Consider the following 16,432-nt stretch of genomic DNA (forward strand, 5'->3'; position numbering starts at 1 on the left):
TTAGTGACGGAAGTGGCGCGTGCCCGTGAAGATCATTGCCACGTTGCGCTCGTCAGCGGCGGCGATTACTTCATCGTCGCGCACCGAGCCGCCCGGCTGGATCACGCACGAGGCGCCGGCATCGACCACCACGTCCAGGCCGTCGCGGAACGGGAAGAACGCGTCCGACGCCACGGCCGAACCGGCCAGCGTCAGGCCTGCGTTCTGTGCCTTGATGCTGGCGATACGGGCGGAGTCCACGCGGCTCATCTGGCCGGCGCCCACGCCCAGCGTCATGCCGCCGCCGCAGAACACGATGGCGTTCGACTTGACGAACTTGGCGACGCGCCAGGCGAACATCAAGTCGTCCATTTCCTTCGGGGTCGGGTGGCGCTTGGTGACCACGCGCAGCTCGCTCGGCTGCACGTTCTTGGCATCCGGGCTTTGCACCAGCAGGCCACCGCCGACACGCTTGAAGTCATATGCGTTCACGCCCTTGCCGAGCGGAATCTCCAGCACGCGCACGTTTTGCTTGGCCGCGAACACGGCACGCGCGCCTTCCGAGAAGCCCGGGGCGATCAGCACTTCCACGAACTGCTTGGCGACGATGTTTGCTGCAGCTTCATCCAGCGGCACGTTAAAGGCGATGATGCCGCCGAAGGCCGAGGTCGAATCGGTCTTGAAGGCCTTTTCGTACGCTTCCTGCGCGGTGCCACCGATGGCCACGCCGCACGGGTTGGCGTGCTTGATGATCACGCACGCCGCACCCTTGGCCGGGTCGAACGACTTCACGCATTCCCACGCGGCATCGGCGTCGGCGATGTTGTTGTACGACAGCTCCTTGCCCTGCAGTTGCTTGTAGGCAGCCAGCGCGCCGTCCGTGGCCTTGAGGTCGCGGTAGAAGGCGGCGGACTGGTGCGGGTTCTCGCCGTAGCGCATTTCCTGCACCTTGTCGAAGGCCAGGTTCAGCGTTTGCGGGTAGGCGCTGCGCGTGCTGTGCGACTTGTCGGCGCCCAGGCTGGTCAGGTAGTTGGTGATGGCGCCGTCGTACTGCGCGGTGTGCGCGAACACCTTCTTGGCCAGCATGAAGTTAGTCTCATAGCCGACGGTGTTGTTGTTGGCCTGCATCTCGGCCAGCACGGTGGTGTAGTCGGCCGGGTCGACGATGACGGTCACGTCGCGGTGGTTCTTGGCCGCCGAGCGCAGCATGGTCGGGCCGCCGATGTCGATGTTCTCGATGGCGTCGGCCAGCGTGCATTCGTCCTTGGCCACCGTCTGCTGGAACGGGTACAGGTTCACCACCAGCAGGTCGATCGTCGGGATGCTGTGTTCAGCCAGCGCAGCCATGTGCTCGGGCAGGTCGCGGCGGGCCAGGATGCCGCCGTGCACCTTCGGGTGCAGCGTCTTGACACGGCCGTCGAGCATTTCCGGAAAGCCGGTGTAGTCCGCCACTTCCGTCACGGGCAGACCCGATTCAGCCAGCAGTTTGGCGGTGCCGCCGGTGGAGAGGAGCTTGACGCCGTGCGCGTGCAGGGCACGGGCAAAGTCGACGATGCCGGTCTTGTCGGAAACGGAAAGCAGGGCTTGCTGGATCATGGTGAAAATACCGGTAGGCCGGTGGGCGAAAGTGGCACCTTGCGATGCCGTCAGAAAGGAAATCGGTTCGAAGCCTGAACGCTATCTCAGCCAGGTCACAGCAACCCGTGCTGTTGCAACTTTTTGCGCAGCGTGTTGCGGTTGATGCCGAGGTAATCGGCGGCCTGCGACTGGTTGTTGGAGGCCCATTCCATCACGGTTTCCAACAGCGGCCGTTCAATGGCCTGCAGCACCATATCGTAGACGTTGGACGGGTTTTCGCCATCCAGGTCGCGGTAGTACGTATCCAGGCTGTCGCGGATGCAGCGTTCGATCGGGTTGCGGCTCATGCGGCAAGCAGTTCCTTGTTGTTGTTGTCGTTGTTGCCCGTCGTGGGGCGCTCGCTGTCGGCAGTGTGCTGGTCTTCGTAGACCAGGCGGTCGGACAGTGCGCGCTGTTCGTCGAAGAACGCGTTGACGGCCGCCAGTTGCTCGGTCGTGTCTTCGATCGTGTTCATGCGGTGGCGGAACAGGTTGGCCCCCGCCAACCCGCGCGTGTACCAGGCGATGTGCTTGCGTGCGGTGCGTACGCCCGTGAATTCGCCGTAGAACGCGTAGTGCTCTTCCAGGTGCGCATTCATGATCCCGCGAATCTCCTCCACTTCTGGCGCCGGCAGCAGCGTGCCGGTTTGCAGGAAATGTTCGATTTCGCGGAACAGCCACGGGCGCCCCTGCGCCGCGCGGCCGATCATGATGGCATCAGCGCCGGTCACTGCCAGTACATGCTTGGCCTTGGCCGGCGTGGTGATATCGCCGTTGGCGACCACCGGAATCCGCACCGACGCCTTGACCGCGGCGATGGTGTCGTACTCCGCATCGCCGTGGTACAGGTCGGCACGCGTGCGGCCGTGCACGGTCAGCATGCTGATGCCGGCATCCTGCGCGATGCGCGCCACGCTGAGCGCGTTGCGGTGTTCGCGATCCCAGCCGGTGCGGATCTTGAGCGTGACCGGTACGCGGTCGCCCACCGCACCCACCACTGCCTCGACGATGCGCTGGACCAGCGGCTCGTTCTGCAGCAAGGCGGAGCCGGCGGCCACGTTGCACACCTTCTTGGCCGGGCAGCCCATGTTGATGTCGATGATCTGCGCGCCACGGTCGACGTTGTAGCGCGCGGCCTCGGCCATCATCATCGGCTCGGCGCCGGCGATCTGCACCGAGATCGGCTCGACTTCGCCTTCGTGATTGGCACGCCGCATGGTCTTCTCGCTCTTCCAGAGCTGCGCGTTGGACGCGACCATCTCCGACACCGCATAGCCTGCGCCCAGCCGCTTGCAGAGCTGGCGGAACGGGCGATCCGTCACACCCGCCATGGGGGCGACGAACAGGTTGTTGCGGAGGGTATGCGGTCCGATCTGCACGGTGTGCGATGCGTGGCTAGCGATGGAGAAACGAAAAAACAGCCCCTTCCGCCCGGATCAGTGGACACATTGGGCGGAGCGACGGGGGTGAAAAATGCGAGGACGGGATTTTACCGCCAAACGGCCGAATTGCCTAAATGTTGTGCACAAACGATGCGGCGGTGCGTTCGGCGCGGGCGTCGCTGTCGTGGCAATCGTTACCGGAACCGCTGCAGGCCGTATGGAGCAGCGTCGATGAACGGCGCGCGTCCGGCCACCAGATCAGCGATCAGCCGGGCCGTGCCGGGGGCGCCGGTCATGCCCAGGTGGCCATGGCCAAAGGCGAAGAACACGTTGCGGTAGCGCTCCGAGCGATCAATCACGGGCAGGCTGTCCGGCAGGGATGGCCGATGGCCCATCCAGGCGCTGTCGTCGGCAAACGTGAGGCCGGGGAAGAGCTGCTGGCCCTGCCGTTGCAGGACGCCGGCGCGCCGGTAGTCGGGCGGGGCATCCAGCCCGCCGATTTCCACCGTGCCCGCAATCCGCAGGCCGCCTTCCATGGGCGTGGCGATGAATTTGCGTTCGCAATCCATGACCGGCCGCGAGGGCTGCACGGTGGGCGCAGACAGCGTGGCGTGATAGCCGCGCTCGGTATCCAGCGGGATACGGATGCCCGTGAGCCTGGCGCCCAGCCGCATCGACCAGGCCCCCGCACAGAGGACGAGGGTGGAGACGGGCAGCGTGCCGCAATCCGTATACAGCCGCGTGGGGCCATGCTCGCCAAACTCGAAATCCAGCACCTTGCGCCGCAGGACCGTGCCGCCCGCTGCCATAAAGTTGGCCGCCAGCGTTTTGACCAGCCGTTCCGGATTGGACGTGAAGCCGTTGTCGGGCAGCAGCAGGCCCGATTGAATGTCGGGCGCCAGCGTGGGTTCCAGTTCGCGCGTCTCGCCCGCGTTCAGCGCTTGCGAGCGCACGCCGGTCGTGTCGCGAATCGACTGCGCCAGCCGGTCGCCCGACGAGCGCGCCAGCGTGCGCCACACATACAGATGGCCGGACTGGCGGATCAGCCCGTCGTATTGGGCGGCGTCGAGCAGGCTGCGATAGCCGGGAAAGGTCGCGCCAAAGAGGTTCGCCAGTGGCAGTGCTGTCGCGCGGGCCTGTGCCGCGTTGCCGGCGCGCACCCATTGCAATAGCCAGGGCAGTGCGCGTGGCAGATAGGGCCAGCGTACGGTCAGTGGCCCCATTGGGTCCGCCAGCCATTTCGGTACCTGCTTCAGCATGCCCGGCAGCGCCATCGGCACGACCGAGGCCACGCTCAGGCAACCCGCGTTGCCAAACGAGCAGCCTTCGCCAACACCGGCCTGATCCAGCAGGGTGACCTGATAGCCGTCGCGCCGTAGTTGCAACGCGCAAGCAGTACCGACAATGCCGGCGCCCACCACGGTTGCGTGTGGGCGATCTCCGGCATGGGTTTGGATCACGCGTTAGCCCCGCTGCCCGAACATCATCTGCCGTGCCAGCCCGTGCTTGAGCGGCGGCAGGCATTCCAGCAGCGTGAGCGCCGCACCGCGCAGGTGGCCGAACGGCCGGCCCGGCACCGCAAACGCGCGCGGCAGCAGGTCGGTCAGGCCGATGGTGATGGCGCGGTCGAATGCGCGTTCACGCGCAAAGCGTGCGAGGGCGGCAGGTGTCGCACCATCGCGCAGCGTGCGTGCCATTTCGAACGCATCGCGCAGGCCCAGGTTGAAGCCTTGGCCGGCGACGGGGTGAATGGTCTGCGCGGCGTTGCCGATGGCAGCGACACGCCGGTCGACCGGGATGCGCTGGGCATGCAGCCCGAGCGCGAAGGTGTGGCGCGGGCCCACCTGCGTGAAGTGGCCCATGCGGTCGCCAAAGGCGGTGCTCAATTCCGCGAGGAAGGTGTCTTCCGGCAAACCGGCGCGGCGGCGTGCCTCGTCGGGCGAGCAGCACCAGACGAGCGCATAACCGGGAACACTCGCTGGGCCCTGCGCGTCGTCCTGCGGCAACAGCGCGAGCGGGCCTTCATTGGTGAAGCGCTCCCACGCCCAGCCTTCCAGCGGCGCCGAGCAGCGGACATGCGCGACGATGGCGGTCTGGCCGTAGTCACGGCGGCGTGCATGCGAGAGCCCGCCCGCCTGCCTGCGCGCATCGTCAAACAGGCCGCCTTCGGCTTGCACGACGACCTCGGTTTCGATGGCGAGTGGATGGCGTCCCTCATGTGGCCCCCCCTGCAATGCCCGCACACGTGCCGGAGCGACGGTGCCATCGGCGCGCGGCAGTTGCTCGATGCGCTCGACCGGCGTGTGGTCGTAGCGCGTGAGGCGGTTCGGGTAACGCTGCATCTGCGTGGCCAGCGCGGCGTTGAGCGCGGCGCTCAGGTCGCCGTATTGCACAACATGGCCGAGCGCGGGGACGTCGTAGTCTTCCCGGCGGATATGCGCCTGGCCAAAGTGGCCGCGCTGCGAGACATGGATATGCGTGATGGGCGTGGCGCGCGCGGGCCAGCCGCCAATCTCCTGCAGCAGCACGCGCGAGCCGTGCGACAGCGCCAGCGCGCGCGGGTCCCGTGCGGCGGCTTCGGCGTCGCGGGCGTCGAACAGGGCGATGCGCCAGTCGGTATCGCGCAGCAACCAGTTGGCCAGCGCCAGTCCCACTGGCCCCGCGCCGACGATGGCGACGTCGAAGTCCGGGGCTGTGGCGGTCGTGTCCGTCATTGCTGGCCTCGCATCACCGCTTCGATGTCGGCAACGGCCACCGGCACATCGCGCGTGATGATTTCGCAGCCGTTGGGTGTGACGATGGCGTCGTCTTCAATGCGGATGCCGATGTGCCAGTACTGCTCGGGCACGCCCGCTGCGGGGCGCACGTAGATACCGGGCTCGACGGTCAGCACCATGCCGGCCTCCAGCGGGCGCCACGGGCGTTCACCCTGTGCGGGCGCGGCGCCTGGGGTGCGGTATTCGCCCACGTCGTGCACGTCCATGCCGAGCCAGTGGCCGGTGCGGTGCATATAGAACTGGCGGTACTGGCCGCCGGCGAGCACGTCATCAATCGTGCCGACCTGGTTGGCGTCGAGCAGGCCCGTATCGAGCATGCCCTGCGCCAGCACGCGCGTGGCGGCATCGTGCGGCACGTTGTACGGCACACCGGGGCGTGTCTCGGCAATGGCGGCTTCCTGCGCTGCCACCACGAGTTCATACATTTCGCGCTGTGGGCCGGTAAAGCGGCCGTTGACGGGGAAGGTGCGGGTGATGTCCGACGCGTAGCCATCGAGCTCGCAACCGGCATCAATCAGGCAGAGATCGCCGTCGCGCAACTCGGCGTTGCCGGCGCGGTAGTGCAGCACGCACGCGTTCGGGCCGGTGGCGACGATGGAGTTGTAAGCGACGCTCTGCGCGCCGTGGCGGCGGAATTCGTAGAGCAGTTCGGCTTCGAGGTGGTACTCGCGCAGCCCGGCGCGCGAGGCCTGCATGGCGCGCACGTGTGCGCCGGCCGAGATGCGCCCAGCGCGACGCATGATGTCCTGCTCGCCCGCGTCCTTGAACAAGCGCAGTTCATCGAGGATGGCGCGCACGTCCAGCGCCTGGTGCGGCGACGACACGCCCGCGCGGCCTTGCATGCGCACCGCGTCGAGCCAGCGGCGCATGCGGCGGTCGAACGTGCCGCTCTCGGCCAGCGGGTAGGCCACGGCCGCCGCGTTGGCGAGCAGCCCAGGCAAGGTCGCGTCGATGTCTTCCACCGAATGTGCCGCGTCCAGGCCGAAGGCTTCCTTCGCGGCCTCGGGGCCGAAGCGGAAGCCGTCCCAGATTTCACGTTCTTCATGCTTGGGGCGGCAGAACAGCACGCTGCGCGCGGGTTCTCCACCGGCCGGCACGACGATGGCGAGCACCGCTTCGGGCTCGGTAAAGCCGGTCAGGTAGTAGAAATAGCTGTCGTGCCGGTAGGGGTAATCGCTGTCGCGGTTGCGCATGGCTTCCGGCGCGGTCGGCACGATGGCCACACCGCCACCTGCCGCGCGCAGCCACTGCGCGACGCGCTCACGGCGCTGGCGATAGGTCTGGAGGAAGGCGAGTTCAGTGGCGGACATGGCGTCGGTTCCAGGCTGCAAATAGATGCGCCGATTGTAACGCCGCCCCATTCGCGACACGTTGCGCGGGGTGGGGGCACACCCAAAAGGAGACTTGTGGCGTGGGCGTCGTCTCTCCTAAAGTCTCGGGCGGACTTGGTCGATACAAACTGGATTGTCACCAATCCTTCGGATGCGACTTTCGCCCGCGTGTGGCATGCCGCATTGGATCGGCCTGTCCTGGAGAACCGATGCTTGTCAGCAGCTACAACCCCCTTCTTGTCCTTCTTTCCCTCTTCGTGGCCATCCTGGCGTCGTATACGGCGCTGGATATGGCCGGCCGGGTCGTTACCGCGCAGGGCCGTGCCGCGTTCTGGTGGCTGATCGGCGGCGCATCCGCCATGGGGCTGGGCATCTGGTCGATGCACTTTGTCGGCATGTTGGCCTTCAGCCTGCCGATTCCACTCGGCTATGACGTATCAATCACGCTCGGCTCGCTCGCCATTGCCATTGCTTCGTCGGCATTTGCACTGTGGCTGGTAAGCCGGCGCGAGCTGCCATGGCCGCGCCTGGTGGGCGGCGCGCTGCTGATGGGATCGGGCGTGGCTGGCATGCACTATGCCGGCATGGCTGCGCTGCGCATGACACCCGGCATCCATTACGACCCGGCGATCTTCGGATTGTCGGTGGGTGTGGCGGTGCTGGCCTCAGGCGTGGCGCTGTGGATTGCGTTCCGGCTGCGGCGACAGTCCCAGCGCGTGCGTGCGCTGCGCGCCGGATCAGCCGTGGTGATGGGCGTGGCGATTGTCGGCATGCACTACACGGGCATGGCGGCGGCCGCGTTTCCGTTCGGCAGCGTGTGCGGCGCGGCGTATACCGGCGCGAGCGCGGAATGGCTGGCGCTGGTCATCATCATCGTCACGCTGGCGGTGCTGGCGATTGCGCTGATCATCTCCGTGCTCGACCTGCGCATGGAGGCGCGCACCGCCGTGCTGGCGCACTCGCTGGCCGAAGCCAACCAGGAGCTGGCTTACCTGGCGCTGCACGACAACCTGACCAAGCTGTCCAATCGCCTGCTGCTGGAAGACCGCCTGAACCAGGCGATCCGCACGGCAGACCGCGAGAAGCGCCACTTCGCGCTGATGTTCATGGACCTGGACGGCTTCAAGGCCATCAATGACGTCTATGGCCACCACGTGGGCGATCTGCTGCTGATTGACGTGGCCCAGCGCATCGTCGCGCGTGTGCGCCAGCAGGACACCGTGGCGCGCGTGGGCGGCGACGAATTTGTCGTACTCGCCTACGTGGATGATCCGCAAGACGCCGGCACGCTGGCCGATGCGCTGTTGGAGGTGGTGCGCGAGCCGTTTTTGGCCGGCGGGCACGAGCTGCGTGTATCGACCAGCATCGGCATCTCCATGTACCCGGGTGACGGCGGCAACCAGCACGACCTGCTCACCAATGCCGACGCGGCCATGTACCACGCCAAGGGCCTGGGCCGGAACGCGTACTGCTTCTTCGAGCCGTCGATGAACGCCAACGTGCACAAGCAATTGCAGCTTGTGCAGGACCTGCGCCAGGCGATCGATCGGAATGAACTCGTACTGCACTATCAGCCGAAGTTCCACGCGCCCAATGGCCCGATCCTCGGCGTAGAGGCGCTCGTGCGCTGGCAGCATCCGGTGCGCGGGCTGGTCTCGGCGGACGAGTTCATCCCGCTGGCCGAGAAGACCGGCCTGATCGTGCCGCTCGGTGCCTGGGTGCTGAACGAAGCCTGTCGCCAGATGGCGCAATGGCGCAGCGAGGGGCACACCACGTGGAGCGTCGCCGTGAATCTCTCTGCGTTGCAGTTTGCCCACGCGGCGCTCATCGATACGGTACGTGATGTGCTGGCGCGCCACGCGCTCGACCCGCATTGCCTGATGCTGGAGATTACCGAGTCGACCGCCATGCGCGATGCCGATGCCAGCCTGCAGATCCTGCAGCAGCTCGATGCCATGGGCGTGCGCATCTCTATCGACGATTTCGGCACGGGCTATTCGAGCCTGCTGTACCTCAAGCGCTTGCCGGCCAGCGAGCTGAAGATCGACCGTGGCTTTGTGCGTGACCTGGCGCACGACACCGAGGACGCTGCCATCGTGTCAGCCATCGTGGCACTGGGCCAGACGCTGAACCTGCGCATCGTTGCCGAGGGCGTGGAGACGGCCGAGCAGCAGGCGTTCCTCACCCGGCTCGGGTGCGATTCTTTGCAGGGCTATCTGCTGGGCCGCCCGATGACGGCCGAATCACTGAGCACTACGACGTTGCCGTTGCCCTAATCAGGCCGGCTGCGACCCCAGCTCGGCGTCCAGTGCGGCCAGTTGGGCGGGGGTGCCGACGTTTTCCCAGCGGCCATCGAAACGCTCGCCGGTGGCGCGGCCTTCGGCGATGGCCCGGTGATAGAGCGGCGTCATCGCCAGGCGCGTGCCGGGCGCGATGCCGGCAAACAGGCGGGTGTCGTACAGGCCGATGTTGCCGAACGTGAGCCGTTGCGTGCCATCGGCGTGCAGCACGCCGTCATCAGCCAGGGCAAAGTCGCCACGCGGATGGTAAGGCGGATTAGGCACCATCACGAGGTGCATGCCCGGTGCGGATTGCACAGCCATGGTGGGCGCGCGGTCACGCAGGGCAGCGTAGTCGTAATCGCAGAACACATCGCCGCTGATGGCGATGAACACGCTGTGGCCGTCACCGGCATGCAGCAGCGGCATGGCCTGGGCGACGCCACCTGCTGTCTCCAGCGCTTCGCCCTCCGGCGAGTAGGCAAGGCGTACGCCCCAAGTGCTGCCGTCGCCGAGCGCGTCCTCAATCTGCGCACCCAGCCAGGCATGGTTGATGACGATGTCGCGCACACCGGCTGCGGCCAGGCGCTCGATCTGCCAGACGATGAGCGGTTTGCCGCCCACGCTGAGCAGGGGTTTGGGCGTGTGGTCGGTCAGCGGCCGCATGCGGTCACCGCGGCCCGCCGCAAAAATCATGGCCCGCATTGTGGAGTGCAGCGTGGAACTCAAGCCATCACCTTCATGAGAATCAGCAGAGCAGCCATGCCGCCAACGATGGTCCACATTGCGCTCTTCGTGACACGCGCGATGACGATGGCGACAATGCCGGCGATCAGGCGCGGGTTGTCGGCCGACACGGCCAGGGCGCCATCGCGCATCAGCAGGTCGGGCGCGATGAGCGCGGTCAGCATGGCGGCCGGTACATAGGGCAGGGCGCTGCGGAACCACATCGGCAGGTTCATGCGTCCTTCAAGCGCGATGAACGAGAGGCGGATGAAGTAAGTGGCCGCGCCGGAAATCAGCAGCACGCCGAAGAGGATGAGCGCTTTCATGCTGCGGCCTCCGTCTTCGGCCGGTTCAGCAACCGCTCGACGATCGCCCCAATGGCAATGCCGACGCATGCCGCGCTCATCAGCCCCAGCTTGTGCGGCCAGCCCGTCCATGCCACGGCCAGCGCGGCACCGGTGAGCGCCGCAGCCAGTTGGGCACGCGTGCGCAGCGACGGCACCACGATGGCGATGAACGTGAGCGGCAGGAAGAAATCGAGTGGCCAGGTGGTCGGCACCTGCGCGCCCAGCACCACGCCGACGATGGTCGATGCCTGCCAGCTCGTCCACAACGCCACACCGGCGCCGAGGAAGTACCAGTGGCGGTAGGTCGCCTCTTCCGTTCCAGGGCGCGCATTTACCACGCGGCGGTTCATGGCGGCGAAGGCCTCGTCCGTCAGCAGATAGGCGATCAGCCATTTCCAGCGGCGCGGCAGATGCGCCAGCGCCGGGGCAATGCTGGCCGAATACAGTGCGTGGCGCAGGTTCACCATCGATACCGTCGCCGCAATGACCAGCGCGGGCGCGCCGCCGGCCCACAGCTGCACCAGGATCATCTGCGATGCGCCGCCAAAGACGATGGCACTCATCGCCACGGCCAGCCACGCGGGCATGCCGGCAGATGTAGCCAGCACGCCGTAGATCAGGCCGAACGGCACCACGCCCAGCAGCATCGGGGCGAGTGCGAGAGCGCCGGCGCGGAACTCAGCAGCGCGTTGGGGGTGTCCAGTTCGGGCCATTGGAGACTAGAACGTATAGCCGATCTGCTGGGCGCGATCTTCAAGCTGATCGAGCAGGCGGGCCAGCGGCGCCAGCGCGTTGTAGCGGCTGCACACGCGGCGCAGGTAGGCGATGAAGCGCGGGGTGTCTTCCACGTAGCCGGACTTGCCGTCGCGGTAGCACAGGCGCGCGAAGATGCCGGCTACCTTCAGGTGACGTTGTGCGCCCATCCATTCGAGCGCGCGGTAGAACTCGCCGAAGTCTTCATCCACCGGCAGGCCGGCCTTGCGGGCGGCTTCCCAGTAGCGCACGGCCCAGTCGAGCTCCTCCTCCTCTTCCCACGACAGGAAGGCGTCGCGCAGCAGCGAGGCAGCGTCGTAGGTGATCGGGCCGTAGACCGCGTCCTGGAAGTCCAGCACGCCAGGCTGCGACGGGTCGGCCGCGTTGATCATCAGGTTGCGCGGCATGTAATCGCGGTGCACGTACACCTTCGGCTGAGCCAGCGCGCTGTCGACCAGCAGCTTGAATACCTTGTCGAGCGATTCGCGCTGGGCGGCGTCGAGCGGGCGCTGCAGGTGGCGGTCGATGTACCAGTCGGGGAACAGCGACAGCTCGCGGCGCAGCAGCGCTTCGTCGTACGGCGGCAATTCGCCTTCGCGCGAGGCCGATTGCCAGCGCACCAGCGTGTGGATGGCCGGGCGGAACAACGTGTTGGCGTAGGCGAGGTCGAAATCGTGCTCGCGCAGCGACTGCAGATACGTTTGCGGGCCCAGGTCGGTCAGCAGCAGGAAGCCCTGCGCGATGTCCTGTTCCAGCACCTGCGGCGCGTGCACGCCGGCACCATTCAGCAGGCCAGCCACATGGACGAACGGGCGGCAGTCTTCCTGCGGCGGGGGGGCATCCATCAGGATGAGGGTGCCGGGTTGGCCACCGGATTGGTCACCTGCGGCGCCATCCACGCGGAAGTAACGACGGAAGCTGGCATCGGCAGACGCGGGGCGCAGCGTATCGATGTGCAGCCCGTGGGAGGCGGGCAAAGTGCTGAGCCAGTCGCGCAGTTGGTCGAGACGCGCGTCGGTTGCGCCAGTGGCGGCGCCAGGGGTCGAAGCCATGCTGAGGGAACGCTGGAATGAGGCGGGAAAGAAGCCCCGTATAATACCCGACCGAGTTTCGCCGCGAGCGAGCGCCGCCCCCATCTGGCCGGCCCGGCGCGGCAAAACACCGACCGATGATGTGCCTACGCGCCCGGTGGCCATTTGCCCGGCGCGAGCCCAGTTTCCGACTTGCATGACCGAACCGAACCGAGCCAGGAAGACCCGGCAGCGCACTGCTGTTGCCAAGCCCGACGAGCGCGGCGCCAACTTGGCCGTCAACCGGCGCAGCGCGCTGGCACTGCGGCCGCTGGTGTTCGCCGTGGCCGGGGTCTGGGCGGCGGCGTCCGCAGCGCAGAGCCAGGGCGCCGCGCAATCGGCGCCTGCGGCAACATCGTCTGAGTCTTCCGTGACGGCGCTGGCCACCTCGGGCCCAGCCACACCTGGCGGCAGCCCGCTTGTGCCCAAGATGGGCGAGCCCGTCCAGCGCCAGGACAACACTGTCCCCACATTTACCGCGGCCGACAAGATGGACGGCCGCACCAATGAAGACGTGCATCTGCGTGGCCACGGCGAATTGCGCCGCAACGGCACGGTGGTGAAGGGCGACACGCTCGACTACAACCAGGATACCGACGTTGCCACCGCCACCGGCAACGTGCGGCTGTTCAAGGGCGGCACGCTGGTCACCGGCCCGGACGCCAAGCTCAAGGTCACTGCCAACGAAGGCACCATGAGCACACCGGCCTACGAGTTCCATTCGACCGGCGGCCGCGGCACGGCAGATCGCATCGACTTCATCGACAAGGACAACACCCGCATCACGCACGGCACGTACACCACGTGCTCGCCGGACAACGTCGACTGGTACTTCAGCGCCAGCCGCATCGATATCGACAGCGATCGCCAGGTCGGCACCGGCCGCAATGGCGTGCTGCACTTCTTCGGTGTGCCCGTGTTTGCGGCGCCCGTGATGGATTTCCCGCTCAATGACGATCGGCGCAGCGGCTTTCTCGCGCCGGTGTTCGGCTACAACAGCCGTAGCGGGGCCGATGTCACGTTGCCGTACTACTTCAACATTGCACCCAACCGCGATCTGACGCTGTATCCGCGCTTGCTGAGCACGCGTGGCCTGCAACTGGGTGGCGAATACCGCTATCTCGACACGTCGTACAGCGGCGTCCTGCGTGGCGAATTCCTGCCCGATGACCGTGAAGCAGGGCGCAACCGTTGGTCGATTTCAGCGGTGCACACCCAGCGTTTGGCGCCTGGTCTAAACGCTTACATCAACTACAACAAGGTCTCGGACAACACGTATCCGGATGACCTTGGTCGCAGCATCGTGACAGCAACACAGCGCCAGTACGTGCAAGAGGGCGGTGTTACGTATGCGATTGGCGACTGGGTGGCCCTGGCGCGTGTGCAGAAGTTCCAGACGTTGTCGACGGCCACGACCCCGCTGTCGCCCCCGTACGAGCGTGTGCCGCAGTTGAACCTGTCGTATACGCGGTATGACCTTGGCGGGTTTGATATCAACTTCCAGACCGATTACACGCGGTTCACGATCCCGACGCCGGACACCGTGCAGGGCGAACGTCTGTTCATGCAGCCAACGATCAGCTATCCGATCGTCCGCCCGGGCTGGTACGTCACACCCAAGTTCATCCTGAACGCCACGTCGTACCGCCTGGATCGTCCCGCAGGCGATACGCAGCAGTCGCAGATCAACCGCACGCTGCCGACCTTCTCGCTCGATTCCGGCATGACCTTCGAGCGCGACGCGGCGCTGGTTTCCAAGCTGTTTGGCGTGAGCTATATCCAGACGCTGGAACCGCGCCTGTTCTACGTCTACACGCCATATCGTGATCAGTCGCAGATCCCATTGTTCGACACAGGGCAGTCGGATTACAACCTCGGCCAGATCTTTACCGAGAACCCGTACACCGGCTACGACCGCATCGCCGACAACAACAAGGTGACGGCGGGCGTGACCACGCGCTTTATCGAGGCGGAATCGGGCATCGAGCGTTTGCGCGCCACGATAGCGCAACGGATTGATTTCGATGGCCAACGAGTGACGCTGGCTGGCGCCGCGCCGACGGCGGTGCGCCGCTATTCGGACCTGCTGGGCGCGACCACGATCCAGATGTTCCGCGGCATCTTTTTCGATACGAACCTTCAGTACAATCAGGACATCGATCGCATCATGCGTTCGACCGTGGCGTTCAGCTGGAAGCCGGAAACCAACAAGGTGATCAACCTCGGCTACCGCTACTACCGCGCCGATACCAACACCGGTCAATTGCCGCTGGAGCAAGCCGATATCTCGGCGCAGTGGCCGATCACGCGGCGTCTGTATGGCCTGGGCCGCATCGGTTACGACATGAATGCGCGCAAGCCATCGGATATGCTGCTTGGTCTCGAATACGCCGCCGATTGCTGGGTTGGCCGCCTGGCCGTGCAGCGTTATAGCAACGCGATCTCGGGCTATACGACACACATCTTTGCCCAGATCGAGTTCAAGGGCCTGTCGAAGGTGGGGAACAATCCGATCGACGTGATTCGTCTGAACGTCCCCGGCTATCAGCCGGTGACCGCGCAGCCGATTACGCCGTCCGTGCTGGATCAATATGAATAACGACATGATGGCTTTCCAATCGAACGCTGACCGCCTTGCCACGCGTGTGGCTCCTGCCCGTCGCCTGGACGCAATGACGAGGGCGCTGGTTGCGCTGGCCGTGGGGGCCGTGCTGGTGCCTGCTGTCCACGCGCAGCAGCCGCAGAAAAAAAGCGCACCGCTGAAGGGCATCTTCTCCAAGCCGGATTCGTCGCCCAGCCAGCCGCTGCTGCAGGGCACGCTGCCGGGGCCGACTGCTGCCGGCACGCCGCGTAGCCAGCTCGTCGACGAGGTGGTGGCTGTGGTCAACACCGATGTCATCACCCGCCGCGAACTGCTCAATCGTGCTGATCTGGTTGAGCGCACGTTCCGCGCGCAAAACCGTCCACTGCCCCCGCGTGCCGATCTGCTCGGCGAGGTGCTTGAGCAACTGATTCTGGAACGCGTGCAGGCACAGACCGCCAAGGAAAGCGGTATCCGTGTGTCTGACGCCGATGTGGACCGTGCCGTGGAAAGCGTGGCCCAGCGCAACAACCTGTCGGTACCGCAGCTCAAGAGCAAGCTGACGGAGTCGGGCATGGCGTACGACAAGTACCGCGATGACCTCCGCCAGGAGATCCTGCTGGCCCGCCTGCGCGAGCGCGACGTGGACTCCAAGGTGCAGGTGTACGACGGTGAGATCGACAACTATCTGGCGCAGCAGGGCGGCGGTGCCGCCGCGGCTGGCGAGCAGGAATACAACGTCGCGCAGATCCTCGTGCCGGTAGCCGAAGACGCCACGGCTGACCAAAAGGCCGCCGCGCGCAGCAAGGCGGAAAGCCTGCTTAAGCAAGCCCAGAGCGGTACTGATTTCGCCAAGCTGGCGCGTGAGAATTCGGGTGCGCAGGATGCAGCCCAGGGCGGCGAACTGGGCCTGCGCCCGATCGGTCGTCTGCCGGCGGTGTTCGCCAACGCAGTAGTCGACATGAAGGCTGGCCAGGTGGCGGGCCAGGTGATCGAGAGCCCGGCGGGTTACCACGTGATCAAGCTGCTCGAGAAGCGTGCGCCGACCACCGCCATTGCCACCAAGGTGCAGCAGACGCAAGTGCGTCATATCCTGATCAAGACCGGTGCAACCATGTCGGCCGACGACGCACGTCGCCAACTGGCTGGCCTGCGCGACCGTATCGTCCACGGCTATGACTTTGCCGACGCGGCGCGCCGGTTCTCGCAGGACGGCTCGGCCAGCGCCGGCGGTGAGCTGGGCTGGGTGTCGCCGGGTCAGCTTGTGCCGGAATTCGAACAGGCGATGAACCTGCTCAAGCCAGGTGAGGTCTCGCAGCCGGTGCAGAGCCAGTTTGGCGTGCACCTGATCCAGGTGGAAGGTCGCCGTGAAGCCGAGGTGCCGGTGGACCGCCAGCGCGACTATGCGCGTTCGGTGATCCGCGAACAGAAGGTCCAGGCGGCGTACGAGGATTGGCTGCGCGAGTTGCGCGATGGCGCACACGTGGAATACCGCGTGAATCGCCAACAGCAATAAGCCTGCTACGCTGCGGGTATCCGCATCGCACACGGCCGCCTGTGGGCGGCCGTGGCATTTCTAGACTGACTTCGA

13 protein-coding genes are annotated in these 16,432 nt (G+C 66.0%); 3 read left to right on the plus strand and 10 right to left on the minus strand.

The features are described 5' to 3' along the window. The 6 genes from purH to F7R11_RS05140 all read right to left on the minus strand — a co-directional run bounded on the left by purH (position 1) and on the right by F7R11_RS05140 (position 7,064). Positions 1 to 1,575: a bifunctional phosphoribosylaminoimidazolecarboxamide formyltransferase/IMP cyclohydrolase gene (gene purH, locus F7R11_RS05115; RefSeq protein ID WP_064801655.1), complete on the minus strand. Its 1,575-nt coding sequence runs from the start codon at positions 1,573 to 1,575 to the stop codon at positions 1 to 3. A gap of 95 nt (positions 1,576 to 1,670) precedes the next feature. After that, positions 1,671 to 1,904 (minus strand): Fis family transcriptional regulator, encoded by a 234-nt coding sequence (locus F7R11_RS05120; RefSeq protein ID WP_021196530.1) that lies wholly within the window; start codon positions 1,902 to 1,904, stop codon positions 1,671 to 1,673. Further along, entirely contained in the window at positions 1,901 to 2,974 is a 1,074-nt protein-coding gene (dusB, locus tag F7R11_RS05125; RefSeq protein WP_064801657.1) for a tRNA dihydrouridine synthase DusB, read from the minus strand. Before dusB ends, F7R11_RS05120 begins: the two co-directional genes overlap by 4 nt. Before the next feature lie 197 nt (positions 2,975 to 3,171). Then, positions 3,172 to 4,437 (minus strand): NAD(P)/FAD-dependent oxidoreductase, encoded by a 1,266-nt coding sequence (locus F7R11_RS05130; protein ID WP_064801660.1) that lies wholly within the window; start codon positions 4,435 to 4,437, stop codon positions 3,172 to 3,174. Positions 4,438 to 4,440: 3 nt separating this feature from the next. After that, positions 4,441 to 5,691, minus strand: a complete 1,251-nt coding sequence (locus F7R11_RS05135; RefSeq protein WP_064801662.1) for a UbiH/UbiF/VisC/COQ6 family ubiquinone biosynthesis hydroxylase — start codon at positions 5,689 to 5,691, stop codon at positions 4,441 to 4,443. Then, on the minus strand, positions 5,688 to 7,064 hold the full coding sequence (locus F7R11_RS05140) for an aminopeptidase P N-terminal domain-containing protein (RefSeq protein ID WP_064801664.1): 1,377 nt from the start codon (positions 7,062 to 7,064) through the stop codon (positions 5,688 to 5,690). The genes F7R11_RS05135 and F7R11_RS05140 overlap by 4 nt, the downstream gene beginning before the upstream one ends. Before the next feature lie 230 nt (positions 7,065 to 7,294). On the opposite strand from F7R11_RS05140, the gene F7R11_RS05145 reads away from it, so the two are divergent. Further along, positions 7,295 to 9,361 (plus strand): putative bifunctional diguanylate cyclase/phosphodiesterase, encoded by a 2,067-nt coding sequence (locus F7R11_RS05145; protein WP_064801666.1) that lies wholly within the window; start codon positions 7,295 to 7,297, stop codon positions 9,359 to 9,361. On the opposite strand, the gene murU is transcribed toward F7R11_RS05145, so the two are convergent. From murU to F7R11_RS05165, 4 genes are read right to left on the minus strand one after another with little or no spacing between them, the layout of a single operon-like run. Continuing rightward, the gene (gene murU / locus F7R11_RS05150; RefSeq protein WP_064801669.1) at positions 9,362 to 10,069 is read right to left on the minus strand and encodes an N-acetylmuramate alpha-1-phosphate uridylyltransferase MurU; all 708 of its coding nucleotides are present in this window, start codon (positions 10,067 to 10,069) and stop codon (positions 9,362 to 9,364) included. 20 nt (positions 10,070 to 10,089) lie between these two features. Then, positions 10,090 to 10,416, minus strand: a complete 327-nt coding sequence (locus F7R11_RS05155; RefSeq protein WP_064801671.1) for an AzlD domain-containing protein — start codon at positions 10,414 to 10,416, stop codon at positions 10,090 to 10,092. After that, complete coding sequence (locus F7R11_RS05160; RefSeq protein ID WP_064801673.1) at positions 10,413 to 11,150, minus strand: AzlC family ABC transporter permease; 738 nt, start codon at positions 11,148 to 11,150, stop codon at positions 10,413 to 10,415. Before F7R11_RS05160 ends, F7R11_RS05155 begins: the two co-directional genes overlap by 4 nt. Before the next feature lie 6 nt (positions 11,151 to 11,156). Next, a complete protein-coding gene (locus F7R11_RS05165; RefSeq protein WP_064801675.1) occupies positions 11,157 to 12,242 on the minus strand; it encodes an aminoglycoside phosphotransferase family protein in 1,086 nt (361 codons plus the stop codon). Between the two features lie 175 nt (positions 12,243 to 12,417). Here F7R11_RS05165 and F7R11_RS05170 point away from each other — a divergent pair, with 175 nt between their 5' ends. Together F7R11_RS05170 and F7R11_RS05175 are read left to right on the plus strand one after the other, a co-directional pair. After that, positions 12,418 to 14,859, plus strand: a complete 2,442-nt coding sequence (locus F7R11_RS05170; protein WP_064801677.1) for an LPS-assembly protein LptD — start codon at positions 12,418 to 12,420, stop codon at positions 14,857 to 14,859. 7 nt (positions 14,860 to 14,866) lie between these two features. After that, positions 14,867 to 16,357, plus strand: a complete 1,491-nt coding sequence (locus tag F7R11_RS05175) for a peptidylprolyl isomerase (RefSeq protein WP_197495037.1) — start codon at positions 14,867 to 14,869, stop codon at positions 16,355 to 16,357. Positions 16,358 to 16,432 lie beyond the last annotated feature (75 nt).

The sequence above is a fragment of the Ralstonia insidiosa genome (assembly GCF_008801405.1).
Lineage (GTDB): Bacteria > Pseudomonadota > Gammaproteobacteria > Burkholderiales > Burkholderiaceae > Ralstonia > Ralstonia insidiosa.